We start from the raw sequence: 24164 nt of genomic DNA on the forward strand, positions 1-24164 counted from the left end.
GGGCCCTTGCCGGAACCGGGCAGGGCGTCGGGGGCCGGGGTGACCCGGGTCCACAGCAGCACGCCGTCGGGGAGCGGGTCGCCCGAGGCGACCCCGTGCACGAAAGCGGGGACCCGCTCGTGGGCCGACGCGGACGAGGACACATCGGTGCCGGCCACTACGGATCCGGCGACAGCGGTGGCGGCAGCGACCTTGACGACCGTGCGCCGGCTCGTGGTTGTGCGGACTCTGCTAGTCACGTCGGATCAGGTTACTGACGGGTCTCACGAACGGGCAGTCGCATTCAGGCCGCCGCCCGCATGCTCGCCGCCGTGAGTCGCGACCGACTGCTCCGGACCTCACGGACACGGCCCAGGGGGCCGAACTCCCCCGCGTGTGGCGGTGGTGGGCGCGCACGGGCCCACGACGAACCGTCGCGTAGTGACCGGCACAGGACAGCCCTCCGGCCTGGACGTCCCCCGCGGGCTCAGCGCTGGGCGCCGACCGCAGGGGCACGGGTCGGCAGCCCAGAGGTCCCCGTCCCCCGCCGCCGACCGCGAGCAAACGGCGGAACCTGCTGAAGCCCGTCCTGGCAGCCCGGCGTGGCCCGCATGCGCACCGCCCTTCACCGGCCGGGCGACTCGTCGCCGTACCGGAGACCCACTCTCGCCTGCTTGGATACCACCCCCATCCGGCGCCAGGCGGGCGCCGGACTCCCCTTTTCGTCATGTACACGACCCAACACGCCGCGTCTGCAAAGCAGTTGACAAGCAATCCAGGACAACGCTTTGATCTGGCACTCGTGACGACCCGACACCTACAGGGGGAACGCACGATGAAGCGCAGGACGGTAGCAAAGGCCGGTATGGCTCTCGCGGCGAGCGTCATCATCGTCGGGGGCATGGCGGGCTCGGCCTCCGCAAGCGGAAGCAATGTCACCGTCTCCCGGACCTGGGGCACGGCGACATTCAAGACCTACGGCGACGAGCTGTGGGTCAAGGACCTGTCCGCGGACGGCTACTCCGTGCGGGCCAAGATCCAGCGCTGGCAGAAGGTCAACATCGACGCGTGGAGCTGGGTGGATCACCGGACCGGCTGCTACGACACGACCTCCAAGAGCGACACGACCGACGGCTACTCGTTCTGCAACTACGACCTGATCGAGAACGACCCGGTCCGGGTCTGCATCGTCCGCTCGAAGAACGGCGTCCGCTACGGCGACTGGGTCTGCAGCGCCCAGACGAAGGCCTGATTCCTGCCGCCCGTCGCGCCCCGCCCACCACTTGCCGCGGGCGCGGGCGCGCTGGGCGCGCCGCTTCACCGTCCGCGGCGGAAGACAGGACGGCGTTTCCGCTCTCAAGCACCCGCGACGGGCACGGCGGTTCCACGTAGCCGGATCAAGGAGCCGTGCCCGCTGAAGCCGTCCCCCGTCCGCCTTCCGACCTCCTGGCCAGCCGCATGCGTGATCCCTACCCGTACTTCGCCTGGCTGCGGCGCCACGCCCCCGCCTACGTGGAGCGGCGCCCCGGCCGGGCAGCGGTGTGGCAGGTCTCCCGGTACCAGGACGTACGCGCCCTGCCGGCCGACCCCCGGCTCAGCAAGCACCCGGGGATGGTGCCGGGATACGTGCCGGGGCCGGCCGGCTCAACCGACACCTGGTCCACTCCGACCCCCCGGCCCACACCCGGCTGCGGACCCTGGTCAGCACCGCGTTCCTGCCCCGCCGGATCGCCCTGCCGGAACCCTTCATCACAGGGGTGGCGCACCGCCTCCTGGACCGGGTCGAACACCAAGCGCACATCGACCTGATCGCGGACTTCGCGGCGCCGCTGACGTTCCGGTTGATCTGCGCGGTCCTCGGCGTCCCCGAGCACCTGGACACAGCGTCGACGCCTCCGAGGGCGGAGCCATCCGCCTCCCCTGCCGGCTCCCCCATCACCGGGCCATGGAAATGCTCCTGACCGCATCACGGCTGACCGCCGCGGACGGCTTCCGGTACGGACTCGTCAACCGGCTCACCGTCGAGGGCGAAGCCCTCGACGCCGCGATCGCCCTGGCCGAGCGCGTTCGCGCCAACTGCCCGCAAGCGGTCCGGATCACCCGACAGGTCGTCACGGGCACCCGAGGCCTCGACGACCGCACGGCGTTCACCGTCCAGGACCCGCTCACCGCACCCGTCTTCCACACGAGTTCGGCAGCCGAGGGGGCCCTGGCATTCTGCGAGAAGCAGCCCCCGGCCTGGACACCCTGACGACCCGACCGAGCCCCGGGGAAACCCTTCCCCCATCGGACACCGACCGGGGAGGAGCCGCCTCATCCACCTGGCACCCCTCCGCTGAACACCCACCCCGCAGAGAGGGCACGCCGCCTCTCCAGCGCGGCAGACGGTGCCGGTCGCAGAAGCCGTGTCGAGCGCGATCCCCAGCCCGTTCCGCCGAGCGGGGTCGGCCTGGTCGTCGTGGTCCGCCCTGCGGGTACCCGGACCTCGTTGTGTCGAAATCCAGCCAGATTCGTGGGCCGATTGTGAACAATCGGCCCACGATTCCGTTCTTCCCGCGCCGCCGACCCGACGGGAACAACGAGACGGGATTTCCGCTGCGGACCGCTCGGACAACGGGCCGCAACACCCTCACGAGAAGTTTCCGCATTCAACGGAATCACTCGCTCCGAATGCGCACCGTCATCCTGCCGTCACATAAGCAGCCGCCGATTTCCCGCCATCACGCACAGCGACCCCACGCCGACGACGAGTGGTGATCGTCACAGGTCCGCAGCGTGAGACCGCCCGGATCGGTGCGATAGCGTCGACGTGCAGCGCACCGAGGTCCGGGGTTTCCTGTCGCCGGACCACGTCCCGCCGACGGTGAAACCAGAATTTTTCGATGGCTTCACCACACGAGAACATGACGCGGACAAGGATTCCCTGACGTCTGTTCATTAATCAGTGCGACGACGCGCCGCGTGAACGAGAAACCACCGGGAGAGTTTGTGTACAACAGTCGCTTAGAGTCCATCGGGGCCTATCTGCCATCGGCTTCCATGAGCACTCCGGAGCTCCTCGCCCGTATGGAGAAAGCGCCTGAATTTGACCTTCTGAAAATTACCGGAATGGCCGAGCGCCGGGTCGCGGACGACACCGCCGGCACCCCCGAGGACTGCCTCACCATGGCCGTCTCGGCGGCCCGCGCGTGCCTCGGCCGCTCGCGCTACACCGCCGACGAGATCGACATCGTGATCTCCTGCTCCATCAGCCGTACGACCGACGGCCGACGCCACCAGTTCGAGCCTTCGTTCGCCCGCCGCATCGCCGGGGAACTCGGCGCGGACAGGGCGATTCACTTCGATGTGTCCAACGCCTGCGCAGGCATGATGACCGGTGTCTATCTGCTGGACCGGATGATCCGCTCGGGTGAGGTGCGCAGCGGTCTGGTGCTCAGCGGAGAGCACATCACCCCGATCGCCTTCACCGCCGCGCGCGAGATGGAGGACAGCCGGGATCCTCAGTTCGCGTCGCTCTCCGTCGGTGACTCCGCCGTCGCCGTCCTCGTCGACCGCGCCACCGACGACGCCGACGTCATCCACGACATCGAACTGATGACCTGCTCGGAGTACTCGCACCTGTGCCTGGGCATGCCGAGCGACGACACCGGCGATCTGGCCATGTACACCAACAACAAGGAGATGCACGCCGAGGACCGTCTCTCGCTGTGGCCGGCCTTCCACCGCGACAGACTCGCCGACGACGGCCGCCGGTTCGGCGACGAGGGGTACGACTTCGTGATCCAGCACCAGGTCGGCAGCCGCTTCATCGACTTCATGAACCACGTGGGCGAGAGCATGTTCGGGACACCGATGCCCGAGTCGCTCTCGGTCGTCGAGAAGTTCGCCAACACCGCGACCACATCCCACTATCTGGCCCTGCACCAGGCACTCATGGAGCGCCGCATACCCAGGGGCTCGAAGATCCTCATGGTGCCCGCCGCCTCCGGCGTGGTGACCGGGTTCCTGTCCGCGACCGTCTCCTCCCTGGAGGTATGACCATGGCCACCGTCATCACCTCGACGGCACTCAGCCCGACCGACGAGACCGGCAGCGCGATCGGATACGCGGCATCCGCCGGTAGTGCGTGTCTGCGGCGAGCGGGTCTCACACCCGCGGACGTCGACGTGCTGATCAACGTCGGTGTCTACCGCGACTCCAACGTCTCCGAGCCGTCCGTCGCCGCGCTCATCCAGAAGCGCATCGGTATCAACCTGGACTACCTGCACGCCACCGACAGGCATGCCGCGTTCTCGTTCGACCTGATGAACGGTGCCTGCGGCGTGCTCAACGCCGTCCAGGCCGGGAGTTCGCTGCTGGTGGCCGGCAGCGCCCGCCGGGTGCTGGTCGTCTCTGCCGACACCCACCCCTCGATGGACCCGGCCAGAGCGGGGACGGCCGCGTTCCCGTATGCGAGCACCGGCGCGGCAGTGCTGCTGGAACGCAGCGACGACGCCCGCGGCTTCGGACGGGTGCACCACCGTTCGCTGCCCGGCGGCCATGGCGTCAACGGATACCTGCCGCTGTACGAGGCCGGCTCCGAAGGCCGGAACACCGTAGCGGTCGACCGCGACAGCGGCGTGGTGGAGCGCATGCTCGATCTCGCCGTCGACTCCGTGCGCGACGCGCTGGCAGCCGAGTACGGTGCGGAAGCGGCCCAGGCACCGACGGTCCTGGACCGCACCCTGCTGATCACCTCCCAGCCGTCGCACGACTTCGCCTCCCGCCTGTCCAAGCGCCTGGGCCTGGCGTCCGATGCCGCGGTGACCGTCGAAGGGCTCAAGGGCGACCCGCACACCTCCGCACTCACCTACGGCTTCGCTCAGGCCCGGGACTCGGGACGGCTCACGGGCCACGACCGGATCCTCTTCCTCGCCGTCGGCGCGGGCCTGAGCTCGGCTACGTCCCTCTACCGTCTGACCGGCGACACCGAGGGAGCCGCCCGCTGATGTCCGGCACCATGACCGGGCCGGCCCGGAACGCGTCCCTGGCCGAACTGCTCGCCCGGCACGCCGCGCGTACCCCCGACAGGGCAGCCGTCATCCATCCGGCCGGGAGGCAGGGCTCGTCGGGGCAGGCCGCCTACACCTCGGTCGGCTACGGCGACTTCGCCGCCCGGGTCACCGCGTGCGCCGCCGGTCTCAGCGCTCGTGGCATCGGCCGCGGTACCCGTACGGCCCTGCTGGTGACTCCCGGCGCCGACCTGCTCGTCCTGGTCTTCGCCCTGATGCACACGGGCGCGGTCCCCGTGGTGGTCGACCCCGGCATGGGACTGGGCCGCATGCTGGACTGCATCCGCCGGGTGGAGGTCCAGGCCTTCATCGGCGTACCGTCCGCGCACATGCTCCGGCGTCTTCGGCCACGTGCCTTCGCCGGAGTGAAGAGCGTGATCACGCTGCCCCGGCGGAGCGGCACCGGACTCGCGGAGCTGTCCGCCCTCGGTGCGGGCCGGCCGCAGCTGCCTCCGCAGGCGTCCGGGCCGGACGACGTCGCGCTGATCGGCTACACCACCGGCAGTACGGGTCCGGCCAAACCGGTCGAGATCACCGTCGGCATGCTGCGAGGGATGGCACACGGCGTCGAGGCCGGCCACTTCACCGCTGACATGACCAGCACTCTGGTCACGATGCCGCTGATGGGTGTGTTCGACCTCGCGGCGGGCCGCACGGTGGTGGTGCCGAGGATGAACATGGGCCGGGTCGGCGCCGCCGACCCGATGCTGCTCACCGACGCCATCCAGCGTTTCGGTGTGAACGCCATGTTCGCTTCGCCCGCCCTGCTGGGACCGCTCTCGGCCCATCTGGCGAAAACCGGCGCCCAAGTACCGTCACTGCGTCTGATCGTCTCCGGTGGAGCCCCGGTGAGCCCTGGACTGATGACCGCTCTGCGCGCCGTGCTGCCGGACGACGCAAACGTGTTCAGCACCTACGGGTCGACCGAGGCACTGCCGATGGCGCTGGTCGAGAGCAGGGAGGCACTGGCCGGACCCGCCGACGGCCCTGCCGCCGCCCTCGGTGTCTGTGTGGGGCGGCCCGCACCCGGCACGACAGTCCGCACCATCGAGGTCAGCGACGGGCCGGTGCCCTTCTGGACGCCCGAACTTCCCGTCGCGGAAGGTGAGATCGGCGAGATCGTGGTCAGCGGCCAGGCGGTCAGCCCGCGCTACTTCCGCTCACCCGGGGCCGATGCCGAGCACAAGATCCAGGATGACGGGCGTCGCTGGCACCGCACCGGCGACGTCGGGTGGATCGACGGCGAGGGCCGCATCTGGTTCTGCGGACGCAAGAGCCACCGTGTCCGCACGGCGAACGGCGACCTGCACACCGTGCGATGCGAAGGCGTCTTCAACGCCCATCCGCAGGTCAGGCGCACAGCGCTGGTGGGCTTCGGCCCGCACGGCGAGCAGCGGCCCGTGCTGTGCGTGGAGCTCGAACCGGACACAGGTCCGGGGCACTGGCCGCGGATCGAGCGCGAGCTGCGCGCCCTGGGCGCCGGCACCCCGGTGACCAAGGGGATCGAGGACTTCCTGCCGCACCCCGCCTTCCCCGTGGACATCCGCCACAACGCCAAGATCCGCCGGGAGCTGCTGGCCGGCTGGGCCGAGGACCGGCTCACCGGAAGTCGCCGTCCGACAGCCGCGGACCGGGCGTTGCGCACCGTTCCGCTGCTCGGCTGGGCCTATCTGCCGGTCTGGCCGCTGCTGCCCTGGGACCACGTGGCGCTGACCGCCTTGTGGTGGATCGACGCCTTCCTGAGCGTCGTCGTCCATGCGCTCCAGATACCGTCCGCCCTGCGTGTGGAGCAGGAGCTGGCCACTGGGCGAAGGCCCTGGACGACGGCCGCGCTGACGATGCTGTTCGGTGCGACCTGGTGGCGCCGGCGCGGCGGCAGGGCGAGGGGGGCGGCCTCGTGAAAGTACTGGTGACGGGCGCGTCCGGGTTCCTGGGCAGCCACATTGTCGATGCCTGTCTGCGCGCGGGCGACACGGTGCGGGTCCTCGTCCGCGAGGAGAGCGATCTCAGCCGTCTGCGCACCGTCGCGGGTATCGAGTTCGCGTACGGAGATCTGCGTGACACCGCGTCCCTGCGAAGGGCGACGGAAGGCGTCGACGTCGTGCACCACAGCGCGGCCAGGGTCACCGACCGAGGCACCCGGGCCCAGTTCCGGGACGAGAACGTCGAGGGCACCGAGCGCCTGATGGCGGCGGCCCGGCGGGCCGGGGCACGGCGCTTCGTGTTCATCAGCAGCCCCAGCGCGCTGATGGGCGTTCGCGGCGGTGACCAGATCGACATCGACGAGAGCGAGCCCTACCCCGCACGGCACCTCAACCTCTACTCGGAGACCAAGGCCGAAGCGGAGCGTCTCGTCCTGGCCGCGGACCGCGGGGAGTTCACCACCGTCGCACTGCGCCCGCGGGCCGTGTGGGGCCCGCGTGACCACTCCGGTTTCATGCCTCGGCTGATCGCGAAGATGATGACGGGAAGTCTGCCCGACCTCTCCGGCGGCAGACCGGTGTACGCCTCGCTGTGCTACTGCGAGAACGCCGCCGATGCCTGTGTACGGGCGGCACGTGCCGACGGGGTCGGCGGCCGGGCGTACTTCGTCGCCGACCGGGAGCCGGTGGAGGTGTGGAGCATGCTCGCCGTCCTCGCCGGACGGTTCGGGGGCAAGCCCCCCACCCGGCAGGTCTCCCACGGTCTGCTGCGGGCGCTCGCCGTCACGGCGGACACGCTCTGGAAGCTACCGCCGCTGGCCAGGCACTCCTCCCCGCCGCTCTCCCGGTACACGCTGGCCCTGCTGACGCGTTCGGCGACGTACGACACCTCGGCAGCACGGCGGGACCTGGCGCCGCCGCCGGTCACCCACGAAGTGGGGATGGCCCGGCTCGAGGCCTGGATCGACAGCATCGGCGGCGTCAACGAGTACATCAGGAAGGTGCAGTAGTCATGAGCACGCAGCACGCCGCCGTGGGCGGCGGTGCCGGTACCGGGTCCCGCGGCCGGGCGACCTTCCGCCGCCCCGTCTCCCCTACCGAGTGGTCCTATCTCGCCGCCGCCCGGCTGGGCGGCGAACTGCTGGTGCTCCAGTTGGTGGTCGAGGGCACCGGGCCGATCGACGCCCTGGCCCTGAGCCGTGCCGTGGCCGAGGCCTCAGCGTCCTGCCCCGGCTCGCGGTTGGTGCGCCGCGGCAGGATGTGGGTCGACAGCGGACGTCCCCCACGGGTCGTGCTCGTCGAGGGAACGTCGTTCGACCGCACGTCGCTCACGGGACCGCCGGAGCTCACCACCCCGCTCGCCCACGCGGAGGACCGCCCGGGCTGCGAAGTGCTGCTGCTCACCGGCGAACCCGGCACCGTGGTCTTCAGGGCGTCCCACGCCGTGATGGACCTCAAGGGCGTGTCGGTATGGGCCACGGAGGTCTTCCGGGCCCTGCGCGGCGAACCCCCACGGGGTGCCGCGGACCCGCTGACCGACTACGCGCTCCTGGACTCGGTGGGCAGGACCGGGCAGCGGCCCCGGCTCGGGCTCGACCAGCGCTCACCGCTCGGCGGCCGGCCCGGCAGCGATTCGGTGTGGCGGCGGCGTACGGTGGCGGGCCGCCACCCGGCGCTGGCCGCCAAGGTGGCGGCAGCGATCGCGGAGGACCTACCCGGCCCGGCGGCCCGGATCATGCTGCCCGTGGACCTTCGACGTCACGACCCCGGTGTGTCGTCGACGGCCAATCTGGCCCTACCGGTGTTCCTCGACATCCCGTCCGGCCAGGGTGCGGACGCCGTCCACCGGCGGTTGCTGGATGCGCTGGCCTCCCGGCGGGAACTGGCGGCCGGCCCGGAAGCGGCCCTGGCCCGCCTTCCGCTTCCGGCGGCAGCGGCCCTGGTGGGCGCGTCACGGGCCGCCGCCTCGGCACGGCACCGCTACCTGGCATCGGCCGTCGTGTCGAACGCCGGCCGGCTGACGCCTGCCGACTTCAGCGCAGGGGAGTTCACCGCGACGACCGTGTACGTCCTGCCGGTGCACGCTCCCCTGGTACCGGTCAGCATCGCGCTGCTGGAACTGCCCGAGCACGTCGAGCTCGTGGTCTCCGCCCGTGGAGCGGCGGACGTCGGCGAGCGCTGCGAGGCCCTGCTGGATCGCATCGGCTCCGCGCTGGGCGCGGACGCACCGGCCTCGTGCACGCCACCCCCGGCAGCGCCGCGGGAGCCCGGCGCCGCCGAGCTGCTGCTCGCGCCCGGGCCAGGTGGCCTTCCTTCACTGGACGGCTCGGTGGTGCAGCTGTTCCGGGCTCAGGTCGCCCGCCGGCCGGACGCACCCGCTGTGCTCGGCGACGGCCTGCGGTGGTCGTACGCGGAACTGGACCGTCGCTCCGACGCCGTCGCGGTCGAGCTGCTCGCCCGCGGCGTCCGGCGCGGCGAGGTCGTCGGAGTCCTGGCGGACCGTTCGGCAGCGGGCCTGGCCGGAGTCTGGGGCGTCCTGAAGGCGGGCGCGGCCTTCCTGCCCGTCGACGTGCGCAATCCGGCGCGGCGGGTCGAGGAACTGCTGCACGACGCGGGGGCTCGCATCTGCCTCGCGGAGACGGCCTCGTGCGACCTGACTCAGGGCAGCGGTTGCACGACGGTTCTCCTCGAGCACGTCGCGGGCGACGGAGCGACCGTCGACGAGCCAGGCCGCGCGGCCCTCACCGCCGCCGCTCCCGGCCCCGACGATCTGGCGTACGTCATCTACACCTCGGGCTCCACCGGCAGGCCCAAGGGCGTACAGATCGAGCACCGCAGCCTGACCAACGTCGTCGGGTGGATCGCCCCCTTCATGCGCTGCGACGAGGAGACCCGGGCCGCGTACTCCTTCTCCCCCGGATTCGACCTGTCGATCATGCAGATCTTCCCGCCCCTCGTGCACGGCGGTGCTGTCGTGCCAGTGCCCGGTGAGCTCGACCACGTCAAGCTGCGCGAGATGTTCTCCGGACGCCTGGCCAACACCCTCGGGATGACGCCGACCCACCTCGATCTCGCCTGGCGCCTCGGAATCCGCGCCACACGCATCCGCGCCCTCCAGTCCGGCGGCGAGAATCTCACCACGGCCGGCAGCAGCCGGGCACGCGCGTCGTTCGGGCCCGACTGTCTCTTCGTGAACGTCTACGGCCCTACCGAGGCCACGGTGGCCTGCACCGTCGCCGTCGTCGACGACGGCACCGGACGCCCGTCCGCACCGATCGGAGTGCCGGTGCACCGCACGTCCGTGGCCGTACTCGACGAGCGGGGACGCGAAGTCCCGGACGGCGAGTTGGGCGAACTCCACGTGACCGGCGTCCAGTTGGCCCGCGGCTACCTCGGCCGCCCCGATCTGACGGCCGAACGCTTCGTCCACCTTCCGGACGGCCGACGCGCCTACCGCACCGGGGATCTGGTGCGCCGTCTGCCCGACGGACAGCTGGAGTACGCCGGCAGGATCGACTCCCAGGTGAAGATCCGCGGTCACCGTGTCGAGCCGGGCGAGGTCGAGGCCGCGCTCACCGCTCTGCCGGACATCGCGCAGGCCGCGGTGGTCGCCCGCCGCAGGAACGACACCGGCGCGCAGGCGCTGTGCGCTTTCGTGGTGCCGGTCCGGAGCGCTGCTGCCTTCGACGAGGCGGCCGTACGAGCGGATCTCGAGCGCGCGCTGCCGTCCCACCTGGTGCCCACGGTGATGCGTACGGTCACCCGACTGCCGGAGACGGCCAGCGGCAAGACCGACCGCGGCGCGCTGCCGAACCCCTTCGACGGGGCATCCGCTCCAACGCGGGCGACCGACGTCCCGGACCCCGCCACCGGAGCGCGTCCTGCGGGGGCGGCAGACGAGCCGGGACCGGGTGTGGCCTCTGTGACGGCCGGGATCTGGGCCCGTGTCCTGCGCTGCGAAGCCACGGACCTCGATGCCTCGTCCGACTTCCATGCTCTGGGCGGCGACTCGCTCGCCGTCCTGGAGATGCTGGCCGCGCTGGGCCGGGAGCTGCCGGGGAGGGACGCGGAGCAGCGGTTCCTGACCCAACTCGGCCCCCTGAGCGACAAACTGACGCTCGGCCGGGTGGTCGAGGCCGTCGAGGCCCTGCGGAGCGGGTCGTGATCTTCGTCGGAGAGGGCGCTCTCCTGTGGCGCGCCGTTCAGCACACCCTCGACAGCGGCCTGCCTGTGGACCTGGTCTGCGGGCCTCCCCCTGCTGCGAACGCCACTCGGCCCGATGTTCCCTTCCGGGCCGCCGCGGACGTCAACTCCGTGGCGGCGGAACTGGTCACCGCCAGCACGGACGGTGTCGTCTGGTCGTTGAACAACCGGATGATCTTCCGTACGCCGGTGCTGTCCAGCGGGCTGCGCGTCCTCAACGTCCACCACGGTCCGCTGCCCACCTACCGGGGGCTGCCGGAAGTGGCCCTGGTCTACGCGATGCTGCGTGGCGAGCGGGAGTTCGCCGCGACCCTCCACCAGGTGGACGAGGGAATCGACACCGGCCCCATTCTGGCCGCCGACCCCTATCCGATCGGGCCCGACGAGCCGTTCCACATGGTTCTGCGCCGCGGGCTGCAGATCTGCCACCGGCTCTTCGAGCGATGTCTGCCCCTGGTCGCAGCCGACCCTGCCTGGAACGGCGAACCGGCCCGCCGAAGCGGCGCCGGCGCCATCGGGTACTTCGGCCGCAGGGAACTGGCCCGTCTGCCCGATCACCGGGACCACCCGGAATTCGGCCGGGCCACCAGCCTGGGCTTCCTGGCGGACTACCTCCCGGAGCTCGCCGCGGTCCTGGGATGAGGCGACCGCGGGTCCCGCGGGGACACAAGCAGCACGGACTGCCCGTCCTTCACCTCGCGGATGTGCGGGGTGATCGTGTGGCGAATCGCGCAGGCCCCCGAGGGGCGGCGCCGCGGCGTTCCCACGGCCGCGTGTGGCACCCCGGCACCGCGGCAACGGGACTGCGGGCTTCGTGTCCCGGGAAGGCGATCGGGGCGCCGGCCCTGGAGGTCAGCGGCCGATCGCCTTGCTCAGGACGGGTGCGCCGATACCGGCGGTCGTCACGCCGGTGAGGACTGCTGTGTCGATGCTGCGGGTGCCCGGTGAGGTGAGGAATCCGGCGATCTCACCGATCAAGGCGGCCGTCAGGACAACGATCGCGGCATGGGCCGTCAACAGCGGCGGCTCCGGATCGCGAGACGGCGGGGCAGTGGAGGGAGGAACGCCGGCGGTCACACGAGCTCCTTGCTCCGCCGCTCGCCGGGATCGCGACGCCCGAGCCCCCGGCCGACGTCGCGCACGCCCACGCGCACGCGTCTGCGGCGAGCCGGCGGCGCGCACCCGCTCTCCTCCGCAACGGCCCTATCCGGCCAACCTCGCAGCGTCTTCGACGCCGCGGACAACCGAGCGTCCGGTCCGTTCCTCTCACCGTGCGGGCAGGCGGCCGCGTATGTCGTCGAGCCGAGTGGCCCGCTGTCTGCTTCCTTCCCACACAGCATCCCGGAGGACGAGGGAACGATGACCACAACGCGTACCACCCGGCTGCGGCGTCCGCTGCTCGCGGGCACCACGGCCATCGCCGTCATGGCCGTGACAGCCGGATTCGTGGCCACCACGTCGGACGCGCCGAAGGCCGCGACGGGGCCCAACCTGAGCCTCATCGCGGCGAGCACCTCGCTCACGCTCACCTCCTGGAAGGAGGATCCTGGCGTCTACCTGGATCTCGGCACCTACCTCACCGCGGAGGGGGCGCCGCTGGAGCTGAAGGTGACCCGGAAGTCCTACAAGGACCCGGTGACCATCACCCAGACCGTGTACGAGGGCGGTAGGGCGAAGGCCAGGACGCTGCCCAACGGCACCGTGACGGACTTCTCCGGGCTGCCGGGCTTCGCGGTGATCACGGTCACCGACAAGGCGGGCAAGCAGGTCCTCAGCCGTGCCGAGAGCTTCTGCCCGAACAACGCCAGTGGGCGCGTACGGCCCGACGCGCCCGCCACCTCGAAGTATCCGGAGAGCTGCCCCACCAACCCCTTCACCCTCGGTTCCGTGTGGGGCGTGGAGAAGGGCTGGGCCGCCAACACCTACGCGGGTTCCTACACCGAGCCGGTCAAGCTGGCCGCCGGTACCTACACCGCCAAGGTCTCGGTCGCCAAGAAGTACCGTGACCTGTTCGGCATCGCGAACAAGCCCGTCACGGTGAAGGTGACCGTGCAGGAGCACAGCTTCGAGGACGGTCGGGGCGCCGCAGCTCGGACAGCCAAGCCCGGTGAGCACTCGGGACACGGGGCCGCCCACACGGCGCCGTCGGCAGCCGGTGCCGCGCACGCCGGCCACGGGCCGGGGCACGCCCCGACGCCCGCCCAGGCCGCCGCGGCGGTGACGAGCGGCGCGGGCCCTTCGTACAACGTCGGTCACGGGCCGCTGAAGGCCGCCCCTCCCGCTCTGCCGTGGGCGCTGAAGAAGCAGCAGGCGGCACGTTCGACAGAGGTCGGCGACTCCGAGGGCCGGACCGACGGCTCGCGCCAGGCGCCCGCCCTGGGGCCGCTGTCCAAGCGGCCGGCCGGCAAGCCCTCCGTCCCGAACGTCCCCAAGCCCGACCTGCGGTCGCTGCCGGCCTACGGCATCACCATCAGCGACGGCGGAGAGGACGTCCCCGGCAGGGACTACCTGGCCTTCAGTGCCAACGTCTGGAACGCCGGCCCGGCGCAGCTCGTGGTGGACGGATTCCGCTCGCCCGGCAAGGCCAAGATGGACGCCTACCAGTACTTCTACGACGCCCGGGGCAAGCAGGTCGGCTACACCCCGACCGGCACGATGGAATGGGATCCGAGGCCGGGCCACATGCACTGGCACTTCACCGACTTCGCCAGCTACCGGCTGCTGAAGTCGGACAGGAAGGAAACCGTGCGCAGCGGCAAGGAGGCCTTCTGCCTGGCCAACACCGACGCGGTCGACTACACGGTGAAGAACGCCAACTGGCACCCGTACAACACCGATCTGGCCACCGCCTGCGGCCAGGAGAACTCGATCTCGGTCCGCGAGGTGCTGGACGTCGGCTCCGGTGACACCTACACCCAGGACCTGCCCGGCCAGTCCTTCGACATCACCAACCTGCCCAACGGCACGTACTACATCCAGGTGCTGGCGAACCCGGAGAACCGGCTGAAGGAGACCAGCACCGCCAACAACAGCGCTCTGCGGAAGGTCGTGCTCGGCGGCAAGCCAGGAAAGCGGACGGTGACGGTACCGGCGCACGACCTGGTGAACGCGAACTGACGCGTACTTCCGCACCATCACGGCCGCCCGTGGCGTCACCGGCAGGGATCTCACGGCGGCCGTGATCCACCGGGCACGCGCCGGGGATCAGTTGCCCACCCGGACCGTGGAAGTGGTCTGCCGGCACGGACGGATCGGACGGCACGCAGCCCGACAGGTTCGCGCGGATGAAGCCTCCCCTCGATCGTGGACGCCTGAAGGCTGGGATCTCGAGGTTCCGGAGGAATGGCAAGTGAGGCGCCCGCTTTTGCCGACTTGGCAACGTTTCTGGCCGTGCCGGGCGGTACCGGGCAGGATTCCCGCTGTGGGAGCCCGGTCGTGGATCGGTCTTCGGGCGGGCCCCCGCGCCTGGACCGGCGTCGGGTCCGCCCGGGGAACACCCGGCGTCCGGGCGCCCCCGCTCCGTACCGTGGAAGGACGACGCCTCATGGGCACAGAGGAGACCGCAGCGGCCGATCCGCAGGCCGCGATGTTCGAACCGGCGGGCTGGGACGAGCGGTATGCCGGGAAGGGCGCCGCCTGGCGGGGGACGCCCAACCCGCAGCTCGTCGCCCTGGCGCAGGGGCTTCGGGCCGGGCGCGCGCTCGACGTCGGCTGTGGTGAGGGCGGAGACGTGATCTGGCTGGCGCGTCAGGGGTGGACGGTCACCGGCGCGGACTTCTCCGCCGAGGGCCTCGCGCGGGCCGCCCGGCACGCCGAGGAGGCAGGCGTGGCCGAGCGTACCGACTGGTGGCGGACCGACGCGCGGGCCTTCACGGCGGGCGGGCGGACGTACGACCTGGTGACGACGCACTACCTGCACCCGCCGAACGGCGCGATGGTGGACTTGGTGCGGCAGCTCGCCGGGGCCGTCGCTCCCGGCGGACATCTCCTCGTGGTCGGGCACTCCCCCACCGCCCACTTCACACAGCTCACGGAGACGCACCTGCGGGCCATGTTCCTGGCCGAGGAACTGGTGCCGGGGCTGCCCGACGGGTTCGAGGTGCTCGCGGCGCAGCAGCGGCCCCGGACGCTGATCCGGGAGGGCCGGGAGGTCGAGGTCGAGGACTCGACGCTGCTCGCCCGCCGGCGCCCCGAGTAGCCGGGGCGAGGAGGTCGGGGACGACCCCGTCGCGTTCGAAGGTGCACAGGGCGCCGTGCGGCACGGGCCGGTCCGCTCCTCGTCGAGGACCAGGAGCATCCCGCGCTCCCGGCACTCGCGGCGGTGGCGGCGAGGGCGGCGGGGGCGGCGAGGTAGCCGGCTGTGTCACTCGGATGCCGGGAGCCACCCGCTTGAGGGTGATGAGAGCCGGAACGTCCCGTCAAGGGCGCCTTCGCCGTCGCCTGCGGCGATGACCTTCGGTCACCTCTGACCGGCCGTTCCGGCTCTTGGCCGGCCTGGTTGTCGGGCGGCCCCTCCTGTGTGGCGCCCGACCAGAAGCCGTACGCGGCGAACCGGTTGGCGCTGAGGCGCAGGTCCTACTGCCACGTCAGGCAAGGTTTGCCCGACAAGGAGCGGCGTCGGGTGCGGTGGATCGCAAGGCGCCGGGTCGACCTCGTAGTGGGCCTACTCGGTTGACTCGGCAACGCCGCGAGTCGCCGTGCCGGGCGCCGCGACAGGGCGAACGTTGCCTGACGCGGCACTAGCTCAGTGTCTTCAGCGCCGTCGCGTCGTACGGCTTCAGCTCCTCGAACCGGCCTTCCAGGACCTTCGCCGCCCACTCCGGGTCCTGGAGCAAGGCGCGGCCGACGGCGACCATGTCGAACTCGTCGCGCTCCATGCGGTCCAGCAGGTCGTCGATGCCCTGGACCGGGGCACCCTCGCCCATGAAGGCGCCGATGAAGTCGCCGTCCAGGCCGACCGAGCCGACGGTGATGCTGGGCCTGCCGGTGAGCTTCTTCGTCCAGCCCGCCAGGTTCAGGTCCGAGCCCTCGAACTCCGGGAGCCAGTACCGGCGGGTGGAAGCGTGGAAGGCGTCGACGCCGGCCGCTGCGAGCGGCGTCAGGATCGACTCCAGCTCCTCCGGGGTCTCAGCGAGCCTCGCGTCATAGGCCTCCTGCTTCCACTGCGAGTAGCGGAAGATCACCGGGAAGTCGTGCGAGACGGCCGCGCGGACCGCGGCCACGATCTCGGCCGCGAACTTCGCACGGGCCACGGCGTCGCCGCCGTAGGCGTCGGTACGGCGGTTCGTCCTCTCCCACAGGAACTGGTCGAGGAGGTAGCCGTGGGCGCCGTGCAGTTCGACGCCGTCGAAACCGATGCGCTCGGCGGCCTCGGCGGCCTCGGCGAACGCGCCGATGACGTCGTCCAGGTCGCTCCGGGTCATCGCCTTGCCGGTGCCCTCGGTGCCGTCGACGCGGATGCCGGAGGGGCCGACGGCGGGGGCGTCGGCGTAGGGCGGCTGGCCCTGCTTGCGCACCATGCCGATGTGCCACAGCTGCGGCACGATCGTGCCACCCGCCGCGTGGACGGCCTCGGCGACCTTCGCCCACCCCGTCAGCTGCTCCTCACCGTGGAACCGGGGGACACGGTCGCTCTGCCCGGCCGACTCGTGGCCGACGTAGGTCCCCTCGGTGACGATCAGCCCCACGCCCGCTGCGGCGCGACGGGCGTAGTAGGACAGCACGTCCTCACCGGGGACGCCGTCCGGGGAGAACATGCGTGTCATCGGCGCCATCGCGATGCGGTTCGGGACGGTCAGGCCGTTCAGCGCGACGGGCCGGGACAGGACCTCGGCCGCACGGGAGGCGGAGGACGCAGTGACGGTCACGGGATACTCCTCACAGGTACTTGACAACTTTGATGCTTGAGAACTTCAGACAATGAGGAGACGGTAGAGGCAGATATTTGAGATCGTCAAGTTTCCTGGGTAGAGTGACCCCCATGCCAGAACCTCCCCGCGTCGACACGGCCCAGCTCATGGAGCTGCTCTCGGTGTCGCTCGGCGCCTACTACGGCGACTTCACGGTCGCGGCGGCGAGCGAGAACCTCACAGCGAGCCAGGGCAAGGCGCTGACCGTGCTGCGCCGGGGACCCGCCGCGATGCGCGCCCTGGCCGACACCATGACCTGCGACGCCTCCAACATGACCGGGATCATCGACCGGCTGGAGAAGCGCGGCCTCGTGCGCCGCGAGGCCAGCGCGTCCGACCGGCGCGTCAAGACCGTCGTCCTCACAGCCGAGGGCGAGCGTGTCACCGACGCGATCCGCGCGAGGATGCACGCCACGCGGGATGGCCTGGACAGGCTCAGCGACCAGGACCGGGACTGCCTGTACGCCCTGCTGGAACGAGTCTTCATCTCCCAGCCCGCCCCCTGACCGAGGGTGACCTGCAGCCGACCGCGTTGATCAGCCGGCCCGCGGCCCAGGCTTCGTGGCCGCCCCGCAGACCGGAACGCGCCGGCGGAAGCCCACCGGGACGGGCACCGACCGGAACGACGGATCCGGAACCCCGCTCGCAGACGGTGCCGCTGCCGGTCCTGAACAACAGCGGCCACACCGCCACCGCACACCCACGGGCCGGGACGGGCGGCCGCACCGCCACCCCGCCCACCCTTCACCGACGCTTCGTGCGCTCCACTGGCACCGCACGACAGTACGGGTGGAGGGCAACCACCCCCGTCCGCTGCACCGCCGACCCTGCGGCGAATCCAGCCCCAGGCCCTCCTCACGGGTTCGGCAGCGGTTGTTCAGCGCTTCGGACAGCCCCGTGAATTCGGACAGCCCCGTGCAGGTGAGGGAATCCAACGAGGGCCCCGACGCCCATGCCGTCAGGACCCGCTGAGGGCGCCTCCGACAGCCGGGCGGAGGGCCGATGTCAGGCAGTCTGCTTCTGCGGGTGCAGGTCGAGTGCGATGTGCGGGGCGAGCGCGCGGAGGAAAGCCTGGGCGTCGAAGATCTCTCCGGCGGAGGCGACGCCGACGGCCTTGGTGCGGCCGGTCAGGACACGCTCGAGGGCCTCGGCGACAAGCGGCGCGGTGACGGCGTAGATGTCCCGTCCGCTGGCCGTGGCCCGGCGGTCGGCTCCGCCCGAGCGCACGACGACGTCGACGAGGAAGGTCTGGTCCGAGCGCCCGCTCGTGTCCGCGGCGGTCGGGGCCGGTGTGTGGGGGGCGGCGACGTCGCGGACCGCCTCGGCGGTCATGTAGGTGGTCACGTCGGGGACGGACAGGTGTTGGGAGACGGTGACGACGTCAGCCATCGTGAACTCCGCGATCACCGGCCGGGGTCCCATCGGATCCGGGAAGCTCCACTCCAGGGTGGGGGCGTCGTCGGTGCGGTGCTCCCACTGTCCGCCGCTGTAGCGCAGGCGGTTGGCGCCGCGCCGCTCGCGGGAGACCGCGCCCGAGAGCCGGGTGCCGGCGGTGGGGTGCCAGCTGCTGAGTCCATAGGCGATGTGTGCCTCGTCGGCTTCGGTCCAGTCGCCCATCGCCGCCGTGGCCAGCAGGTCGCCGAGACCGCCGAAGAAGGCCATGGCCGGGACGATCAGCGCTCCCGCGTCCCGGGCCCGCTCGCGGTAGTGGGCGAACGTGTCGAGGTTGGCCTCGAGCTCGGCGGCCACGTCAAGGTACGGGATCCCCGCGCGCAGCGCGGCCTCGATCACCGGGCCGGCAGTCGAGGCAAAGGGGCCTGCGCAGTTGATGACCGCCGCCGTGCCCGCCAGGGCCCACACCAGGGAGGCCGGGTCCTCGACCGATGCCACCCGGGCCTCCAGCCCGTGCTCGTCGGCCAGCTCCTCCAAAGCCTGCGCGTTGCGCCCGGACGGCACCGGGACGAACCCGCGCGCGGCCAGCTCCGCAACCACGAAGCGCCCGGTGTGACCGTACGCGCCGAACACCGCCACCAGCTGACCCGACCCCATGAGACTGCTCCCGTGTACTCGAACGCCCGCTGCGATGTCGATCCACAGCTGCCTGACAGCCACATCCTGTCCTCGCGGCAGCACCCCGCACGAGCGTCGGAAACGACACGCCGCATACAGTTTCGGACATGCCCACTGTCGCGCTGGCCGTCACCGACGGCATGCTCCACTACGAACTCTCCGTGGCCGTCGAGGTCTTCGGAGCCGACCTCACCCACATCGTGGACCCCTGGTACGACTTCTCCCTCTGCGGGAGCGGTCCGGTGCGTGTCGACCGCTTCCGCCTGGAACCCGATCACGGACTCGACCGCCTCGCGCACGCCGACACGGTGATCGTCCCCGGCTGGGCCGACACGGATCGCGAACCGCCGGCCGAGCTGATCGAGGCGGTGCGCGCCGCTCACGCGGCCGGCGCCCGCGTGGCCTCACTGTGCACGGGCGCCTTCGTCCTGGGCGCGGCGGGGCTGCTGGACGGTAGGCGCGCCACCACACACTGGGCCCACACTCGGGAACTGGCCCGGCGCCACCCAGCGGCCACCGTCGATCCAGACGTCCTCTACGTCGACAACGGCGACGTCCTCACCTCCGCGGGCAAGGCCGCCGCCATGGACCTGTGCCTGCACCTGGTCCGCCTCGACCACGGCTCGGCCATCGCCAACAAGATCGCCCGCCGTCTGGTCATCCCGCCGCACCGCGACGGCGGCCAGGCCCAGTTCATCGCAACGCCCGTCCCCTCCCCGGACAACCACCCCCTGGGCGAGCTCTTCCCCTGGGCGCTGGAGCGGCTGGACCAACCGCTGACCGTAGAGGACCTGGCCCGCCAGGCCCGCATGAGCTCACGCCACCTCGGCCGCCACTTCAAGCACCTCACCGGCACCACACCACTGCGATGGCTCCACACCCAGCGCATCCGCCACGCCCAGGAACTGCTGGAGACCACCAACGCCACCGTGGACACCATCGCCGCGGCCACCGGCATGGGCACCGCCACCACCCTGCGTCGCCACTTCCACCGCAGCGTCGGCGTTCCACCCGACACCTACCGCCGCACCTTCCGCCCCTAGGAGTCGTCCCCCAGTCCCCACCGGGCAATCGAGCAACGCCACGGCACCGTGCTGCCAACGTGCTGAACAACCGATGCCCGAACTCGGGTTCTGATTCACCTTCTGTGATGAAGACACGGTGAACGATGGCTGGGAGATGGCGCTCTGGCTGACCAGGAGTGTGTCCCGGTAACCGGCAACTGACCGGGTGATCGTGGTCGCCGAGGTCGGTTGCGGTCGCCCGGCCAGTGCCTGCCGCGCGGGTGTCGGGTCCTGTGTGGCCCGGGAAGCAGCGCGAGGGAACGGGGGGCCCGGGCCGGTCAGGCGATCGCCGCGGCGAGTCCGGCGGTGCCGACGTACCGGAAGGCCTTGCGGAAGTTGTGGCAGGCGGCCGGCAGGCGCCACTCGCCCCGGGCGCCGTCCTCATCATCGGCGCACTTGCGCTCGATCGCCCGGGAGGAGCGGATGCCGGTGGTGCAGCCGTAGATCAGCAGGCGCACCATCAAGCGGGGGTCGTAGGGCGGGTAGCCGCGCTTCTCGGTGCAGTCGGCCAGGATCGGCGCCGGGTCGAGCGCATGGTCGACCAGGTCGGCGACGAACCGGGCCAGGTGGTCCTCGGGCAGCCAGTCGTCCAGGGACGGCGGCAGCAGGAGAACCTGGTGCGGGTCGAAGGGACCTGTCCCCTCTTCGGCCCTCGCCGAAGGATCGCTGGTGGATGATGGACGGCAATGAGAAACCATGACGCGCACCTGGAGGGCCCGGACCTGGCTGCTCTGGCCGGACTTCTGGCGGACGGCACCCGCGCGAGCTTCTGCCTGGCTCTCTTGGACGGTCGGGCATGGACCGCGACCGAGTTGGCGCGACATGCCGGGGTGGCCGCCTCGACTGCCACTGAGCACCTGAACCTCCTGGTCGGCGGAGGATTGCTCGCGCAGGAGCGTCGGGGCCGTCATCGCTTCGTTCGTCTCTCCGATCCCGACACGGCCCAACTGATCGAGACCCTTGCCTCCATGGCGCCTCGGCGCGTCACTCCGCCACGCTCACTGCGTTGCTGACCCACGCACCCAACGGCGGCTGTCGCGCCTCGCCGGCCGTCCCCCGGCGAAGCCCCGTGCGTGATGTGAGTGCGTTCAAACATGGTTGGGGCCCGGCCGGCGAGGCCGGACGGCGGCGGCTGCCCGGGGCGTGCGGGGAGGGGTTGGAAGCCGTCGAGACGCGCGGCGAGGTCCGCGACGGTGCCTGGTCGCGGACCTGGCCGGTGACATCCTGACCGGCCGATCGCCGAGTTCGGGCTCCGCCACCCGCACCGGGCCCGGATCATCGCATTGCCCGCCCATCTCGGCGCAGATGTACACCTGGCCGGGATCGAGTGGATCGCCAGTTCTCCCACAGCGGCGGCAGCTTGCGCATCAGGTGCTCCGTCCCCTTGGCATAGCCGATGCCGAAGAGGACGGCGGTGACGAGCGACAGCGGCTCGGAGACGTCGTCGAGGATCGGGTAGATCTGCCAGTGCGTCAGATAGATGGAGAGCGAACTGGCGGCGAGGAGTCCCGCCACCTGGTTGACACGAGGGTTGCTCGGCAGAGTGGGGAACCACACCAGCAGGACGAAGCCGATGACGACGAACGCCTCACGCCGGGGTTCGCCCGGGAAGAAGCCGGGGACCGTGGCGAGCGCGGCGAGGGTGACGAGCAGCCGATGGGGCGTCGTGCGGGATTTCGCGGCCGCCCATCCAAGGGCGAACAACCAGAAGACGGTGACCGCGTCGGTGATCTGGGAACGATCGGGGAGGCCGACCAGTTCGTAGCGGGTGAGCAGGCCGATCGCGACGAGGGTGAGGGGCAGCCCGTACGGGAAGCGTCGCTCCGCCCGGTCGACGGCGGGGAGGGCCAGCAGCGCGAGGGTCGCCAGCAGGATGTAGACGAGCGCTTCGACGAACCACAGATGTATGCCCGGTCCCATGTCCTGCGGGAAGAGCGCGTTGTGCAACAACAGGACGTTGCTCAGGTCGTAGTCGGCGCCGATCAGCAGCGCGAAGGCGGTCCATGCCATGCACGGCAGCGCGATGCGCGCGATGCTCCGCCCCGTCCGGCGGACGCGTTCGCGACGCTCTGCCGAGGTGAGCAGGAAGCGGGCGAAGTTGAACCCGGCCACCGCGAGCAGCAGATGCGCGCCACCCCGGATCTCGAAGAGCCGGATGTGCGAGCCGACGATGCACACGATCGCCACCGCGCGCAGGGCGACGCTGGTCTCCAGGGCCCGGATTCGCGAGGGTGGCTTGGGTTCGGCCGAGCGGAGGGCTCGTATCGGTGTGGTGTGCCAGCTCGCGGGCAGATGGCCGAGGCGCTGCTCGAGGCGGAGCGACACTTCGACGTAGGAGAGGGAGTCGCCGCCGAGCCCGACGAAGGTACTGTCCGGCGTCACGTCCGGACGGTCCAGGATCCTTGCGTACAGGGCGCACAGGTCCTCGCCGGTCGCCTCGCCGGCCGCCTCGCCGGCCGTCCGGTCGAGGGAACGGACGGCCTCGTAGTCGGGCTTCCCCGAGGGCAGGCGGGGGAGGTCCGGCAGCAGGTGGACCCGGACCGCGCGGGCGGGGAGCCCGCATTCGTCCACCACACGTCTTCGGATCCGCCGCGCGTCTCCCCCGGGCTTGCCCATGACGGCGAGCACGAGCCGCTCGTCGTCGCCCGCGCACAGCGCGCTCAGCCCGTGCCGTTCGAGCATCACCTCGACCTGCCGGGGGTCGATCCGCAGGCCGAGGATCTTCAGGAACCGACTTCGGCGGCCGACGATTTCGTACAGGCCCTCCTCGGTGCGCCGTGCCAGATCGCCGGTGCGCAGGGTGTCCACGGTGCGGCCGAGGGCGAGGTCGTCAGGGGTGGAGGCGTAGCCCAGCATGACGTTCGGCCCGTCGTAGACGAGTTCACCGACACCTTCTTCGGCTGCCTCCTCGACGGGTTCGAGGGAGAACGAGCCACCGGGGACCGGCACGCCGATGGCTTCCGGATGTGCGGCGGCGAGCTCCGGCGGCAGGTAGGCCATACGGGCGGTCGCCTCGGTCTGGCCGTACATGACGACGAGGTCCCAGCCGCGCCGCTGCCCGAGCTCGGCGTAGTGGGCGACCCGTTCGGGGGCGAGACGGCCGCCGGCCTGGGTGACGTACCGCAGGTGCGGCAGGTCCATCCCGGCGAAGCCGACCCGGTCCAGCAGGTCGAAGGTATACGGGACGCCCGCGAACGCCGTGCCACGGGCGGCGCGGAACAGGTCCCAGAAGCAGGTGTCCGCCACCGAGAGTTCGGTGAGGACGAGTCCGGCGCCGCGCAGCAGGTGGCTGTGGACGACGGACAGGCCGTAACAGTAGTGCATCGGCAGGGTCGTGGCCGCCCGGTCGGTGTCGCGGATCCCGAGGTATGTGGCGATCGACTCGGCGTTCGCCTGAAGGTTCTCGTACGAGAGCCGGACGAGTTTCGGCGATCCGGTCGAGCCGGACGTACTGAGCAGCATGGCCAGGTCCGGGTGCAGCACATGGGCGGAGCCGGTCCGCCGCTCCTCGATCCGCCACCCGGCGGGGTCCGGATGGACCACGACGTCGGGGTCGTAGGCGACGGTCATCGCCTCCACGGCCTCTGGATGGCCCCCGGGCACCAGGAGCACGGGATGTCCCGCGGCCAGGGCGGCGAGAAGGACGACGAGCGCTTCGACCGTGTTGGCCCCGGGCAGCAGCACGAGGCGCCGCCCGGTTCCGAGGCGCAGCGCGGTGTCCGCCACTCGCACGGCCAGCTGACCGTAGGAAATCTCACCATTGGAGGTGATAAGGGCAGTTTTGTCGCCATGGGCTGCGAGATCGCGGGCGAGGGGAAGCGTCTTGCCGCTGACGAGCGGTGCTGGGTGGAGCGTCACGGGCGCATCGTAGGTAAGGCTTCCCTTATCGGGAAAGGGGTCCACCGGCCGGCCGGGCGGGGAGAGTGGCGGCGAAGCCCCACTGCAGCACGCCAACGGGCATGCAAG

18 protein-coding genes and 2 pseudogenes are annotated in these 24164 nt (G+C 71.1%); 14 read left to right on the forward strand and 6 right to left on the reverse strand.

Features of this window, described 5'->3' with window-relative positions; translation table 11 throughout:
* Positions 1–239: PhoD-like phosphatase N-terminal domain-containing protein (locus QMZ92_RS30395; protein ID WP_283300786.1), on the reverse strand; the 239-nt coding region annotated here is incomplete at its 3' end.
* Between the two features lie 575 nt (positions 240–814).
* Between QMZ92_RS30395 and QMZ92_RS30400 the strand changes: the two genes are divergently transcribed.
* The 9 genes from QMZ92_RS30400 (at position 815) to QMZ92_RS30440 (ending at position 11797) form a co-directional block, all read left to right on the forward strand.
* Complete coding sequence (locus tag QMZ92_RS30400; RefSeq protein WP_283300787.1) at positions 815–1231, forward strand: hypothetical protein; 417 nt, start codon at positions 815–817, stop codon at positions 1229–1231.
* A gap of 505 nt (positions 1232–1736) precedes the next feature.
* Entirely contained in the window at positions 1737–1940 is a 204-nt protein-coding gene (locus QMZ92_RS30405) for a hypothetical protein (protein ID WP_283300788.1), read from the forward strand.
* Positions 1925–2230, forward strand: coding sequence for an enoyl-CoA hydratase-related protein (locus QMZ92_RS30410; protein WP_283300789.1), 306 nt, complete (start codon positions 1925–1927; stop codon positions 2228–2230). The genes QMZ92_RS30405 and QMZ92_RS30410 overlap by 16 nt, the downstream gene beginning before the upstream one ends.
* A 788-nt stretch (positions 2231–3018) precedes the next feature.
* Positions 3019–4017, forward strand: coding sequence for a 3-oxoacyl-ACP synthase III family protein (locus QMZ92_RS30415; RefSeq protein WP_283300790.1), 999 nt, complete (start codon positions 3019–3021; stop codon positions 4015–4017).
* Positions 4018–4019: 2 nt separating this feature from the next.
* Entirely contained in the window at positions 4020–4967 is a 948-nt protein-coding gene (locus QMZ92_RS30420) for a beta-ketoacyl-[acyl-carrier-protein] synthase family protein (protein WP_283300791.1), read from the forward strand.
* Positions 4967–6931 (forward strand): fatty acid CoA ligase family protein, encoded by a 1965-nt coding sequence (locus QMZ92_RS30425; RefSeq protein WP_283300792.1) that lies wholly within the window; start codon positions 4967–4969, stop codon positions 6929–6931. The genes QMZ92_RS30420 and QMZ92_RS30425 overlap by 1 nt, the downstream gene beginning before the upstream one ends.
* Positions 6928–7962: an NAD-dependent epimerase/dehydratase family protein gene (locus QMZ92_RS30430; protein WP_283300793.1), complete on the forward strand. Its 1035-nt coding sequence runs from the start codon at positions 6928–6930 to the stop codon at positions 7960–7962. The genes QMZ92_RS30425 and QMZ92_RS30430 overlap by 4 nt, the downstream gene beginning before the upstream one ends.
* A gap of 2 nt (positions 7963–7964) precedes the next feature.
* Entirely contained in the window at positions 7965–11117 is a 3153-nt protein-coding gene (locus QMZ92_RS30435; protein ID WP_283300794.1) for a non-ribosomal peptide synthetase, read from the forward strand.
* The gene (locus QMZ92_RS30440) at positions 11114–11797 is read left to right on the forward strand and encodes a formyltransferase family protein (protein ID WP_283300795.1); all 684 of its coding nucleotides are present in this window, start codon (positions 11114–11116) and stop codon (positions 11795–11797) included. Before QMZ92_RS30435 ends, QMZ92_RS30440 begins: the two co-directional genes overlap by 4 nt.
* 210 nt (positions 11798–12007) lie before the next feature.
* On the opposite strand, the gene QMZ92_RS30445 is transcribed toward QMZ92_RS30440, so the two are convergent.
* The gene (locus QMZ92_RS30445; protein WP_283300796.1) at positions 12008–12172 is read right to left on the reverse strand and encodes a hypothetical protein; all 165 of its coding nucleotides are present in this window, start codon (positions 12170–12172) and stop codon (positions 12008–12010) included.
* A gap of 342 nt (positions 12173–12514) precedes the next feature.
* On the opposite strand from QMZ92_RS30445, the gene QMZ92_RS30450 reads away from it, so the two are divergent.
* On the forward strand, positions 12515–14272 hold the full coding sequence (locus QMZ92_RS30450) for a lysyl oxidase family protein (RefSeq protein ID WP_283300797.1): 1758 nt from the start codon (positions 12515–12517) through the stop codon (positions 14270–14272).
* A gap of 427 nt (positions 14273–14699) precedes the next feature.
* Complete coding sequence (locus QMZ92_RS30455; RefSeq protein WP_283300798.1) at positions 14700–15353, forward strand: class I SAM-dependent methyltransferase; 654 nt, start codon at positions 14700–14702, stop codon at positions 15351–15353.
* A gap of 541 nt (positions 15354–15894) precedes the next feature.
* On the opposite strand, the gene QMZ92_RS30460 is transcribed toward QMZ92_RS30455, so the two are convergent.
* Positions 15895–17022 carry an NADH:flavin oxidoreductase gene (locus QMZ92_RS30460; RefSeq protein ID WP_283300799.1) on the reverse strand — a complete coding sequence of 376 codons (1128 nt, stop codon included), beginning with the start codon at positions 17020–17022 and terminating at the stop codon, positions 15895–15897.
* A gap of 113 nt (positions 17023–17135) precedes the next feature.
* Here QMZ92_RS30460 and QMZ92_RS30465 point away from each other — a divergent pair, with 113 nt between their 5' ends.
* Positions 17136–17570: a MarR family winged helix-turn-helix transcriptional regulator gene (locus QMZ92_RS30465; protein ID WP_283300800.1), complete on the forward strand. Its 435-nt coding sequence runs from the start codon at positions 17136–17138 to the stop codon at positions 17568–17570.
* A 499-nt stretch (positions 17571–18069) separates the two neighbouring features.
* Here QMZ92_RS30465 and QMZ92_RS30470 read toward each other — a convergent pair whose 3' ends face one another.
* Entirely contained in the window at positions 18070–19113 is a 1044-nt protein-coding gene (locus QMZ92_RS30470) for a saccharopine dehydrogenase family protein (RefSeq protein ID WP_283300820.1), read from the reverse strand.
* Between the two features lie 128 nt (positions 19114–19241).
* Here QMZ92_RS30470 and QMZ92_RS30475 point away from each other — a divergent pair, with 128 nt between their 5' ends.
* Positions 19242–20177, forward strand: coding sequence for a helix-turn-helix domain-containing protein (locus QMZ92_RS30475; RefSeq protein ID WP_283300801.1), 936 nt, complete (start codon positions 19242–19244; stop codon positions 20175–20177).
* A 404-nt stretch (positions 20178–20581) separates the two neighbouring features.
* Here QMZ92_RS30475 and QMZ92_RS30480 read toward each other — a convergent pair.
* Positions 20582–20806 (reverse strand): annotated as a pseudogene (locus tag QMZ92_RS30480) (transposase); the annotation flags it as partial.
* Between the two features lie 78 nt (positions 20807–20884).
* On the opposite strand from QMZ92_RS30480, the pseudogene QMZ92_RS30485 reads away from it, so the two are divergent.
* Positions 20885–21202: pseudogene (locus tag QMZ92_RS30485) on the forward strand (helix-turn-helix domain-containing protein); the annotation flags it as partial.
* Between the two features lie 271 nt (positions 21203–21473).
* Here QMZ92_RS30485 and QMZ92_RS30490 read toward each other — a convergent pair.
* On the reverse strand, positions 21474–24056 hold the full coding sequence (locus tag QMZ92_RS30490; protein ID WP_283300802.1) for an AMP-binding protein: 2583 nt from the start codon (positions 24054–24056) through the stop codon (positions 21474–21476).
* Positions 24057–24164 lie beyond the last annotated feature (108 nt).

Origin of the sequence: Streptomyces sp. HNM0645 (assembly GCF_030056615.1) — a bacterium.
GTDB classification, from domain to species: Bacteria; Actinomycetota; Actinomycetes; order Streptomycetales; family Streptomycetaceae; genus Streptomyces; species Streptomyces marianii.

Coding starts and splice junctions, on each gene's coding strand:
- QMZ92_RS30400 (WP_283300787.1), top strand. CDS start 815: ATGAAGCGCAGGACGGTAGCAAAGGCCGGTATGGCTCTCGCGGCGAGC.
- QMZ92_RS30450 (WP_283300797.1), top strand. CDS start 12,515: ATGACCACAACGCGTACCACCCGGCTGCGGCGTCCGCTGCTCGCGGGC.
- QMZ92_RS30425 (WP_283300792.1), top strand. CDS start 4,967: ATGTCCGGCACCATGACCGGGCCGGCCCGGAACGCGTCCCTGGCCGAA.
- QMZ92_RS30470 (WP_283300820.1), bottom strand. CDS start 19,113: ATGGGGTCGGGTCAGCTGGTGGCGGTGTTCGGCGCGTACGGTCACACC.
- QMZ92_RS30435 (WP_283300794.1), top strand. CDS start 7,965: ATGAGCACGCAGCACGCCGCCGTGGGCGGCGGTGCCGGTACCGGGTCC.
- QMZ92_RS30420 (WP_283300791.1), top strand. CDS start 4,020: ATGGCCACCGTCATCACCTCGACGGCACTCAGCCCGACCGACGAGACC.
- QMZ92_RS30415 (WP_283300790.1), top strand. CDS start 3,019: ATGAGCACTCCGGAGCTCCTCGCCCGTATGGAGAAAGCGCCTGAATTT.
- QMZ92_RS30455 (WP_283300798.1), top strand. CDS start 14,700: ATGGGCACAGAGGAGACCGCAGCGGCCGATCCGCAGGCCGCGATGTTC.
- QMZ92_RS30410 (WP_283300789.1), top strand. CDS start 1,925: ATGGAAATGCTCCTGACCGCATCACGGCTGACCGCCGCGGACGGCTTC.
- QMZ92_RS30475 (WP_283300801.1), top strand. CDS start 19,242: ATGCCCACTGTCGCGCTGGCCGTCACCGACGGCATGCTCCACTACGAA.
- QMZ92_RS30465 (WP_283300800.1), top strand. CDS start 17,136: ATGCCAGAACCTCCCCGCGTCGACACGGCCCAGCTCATGGAGCTGCTC.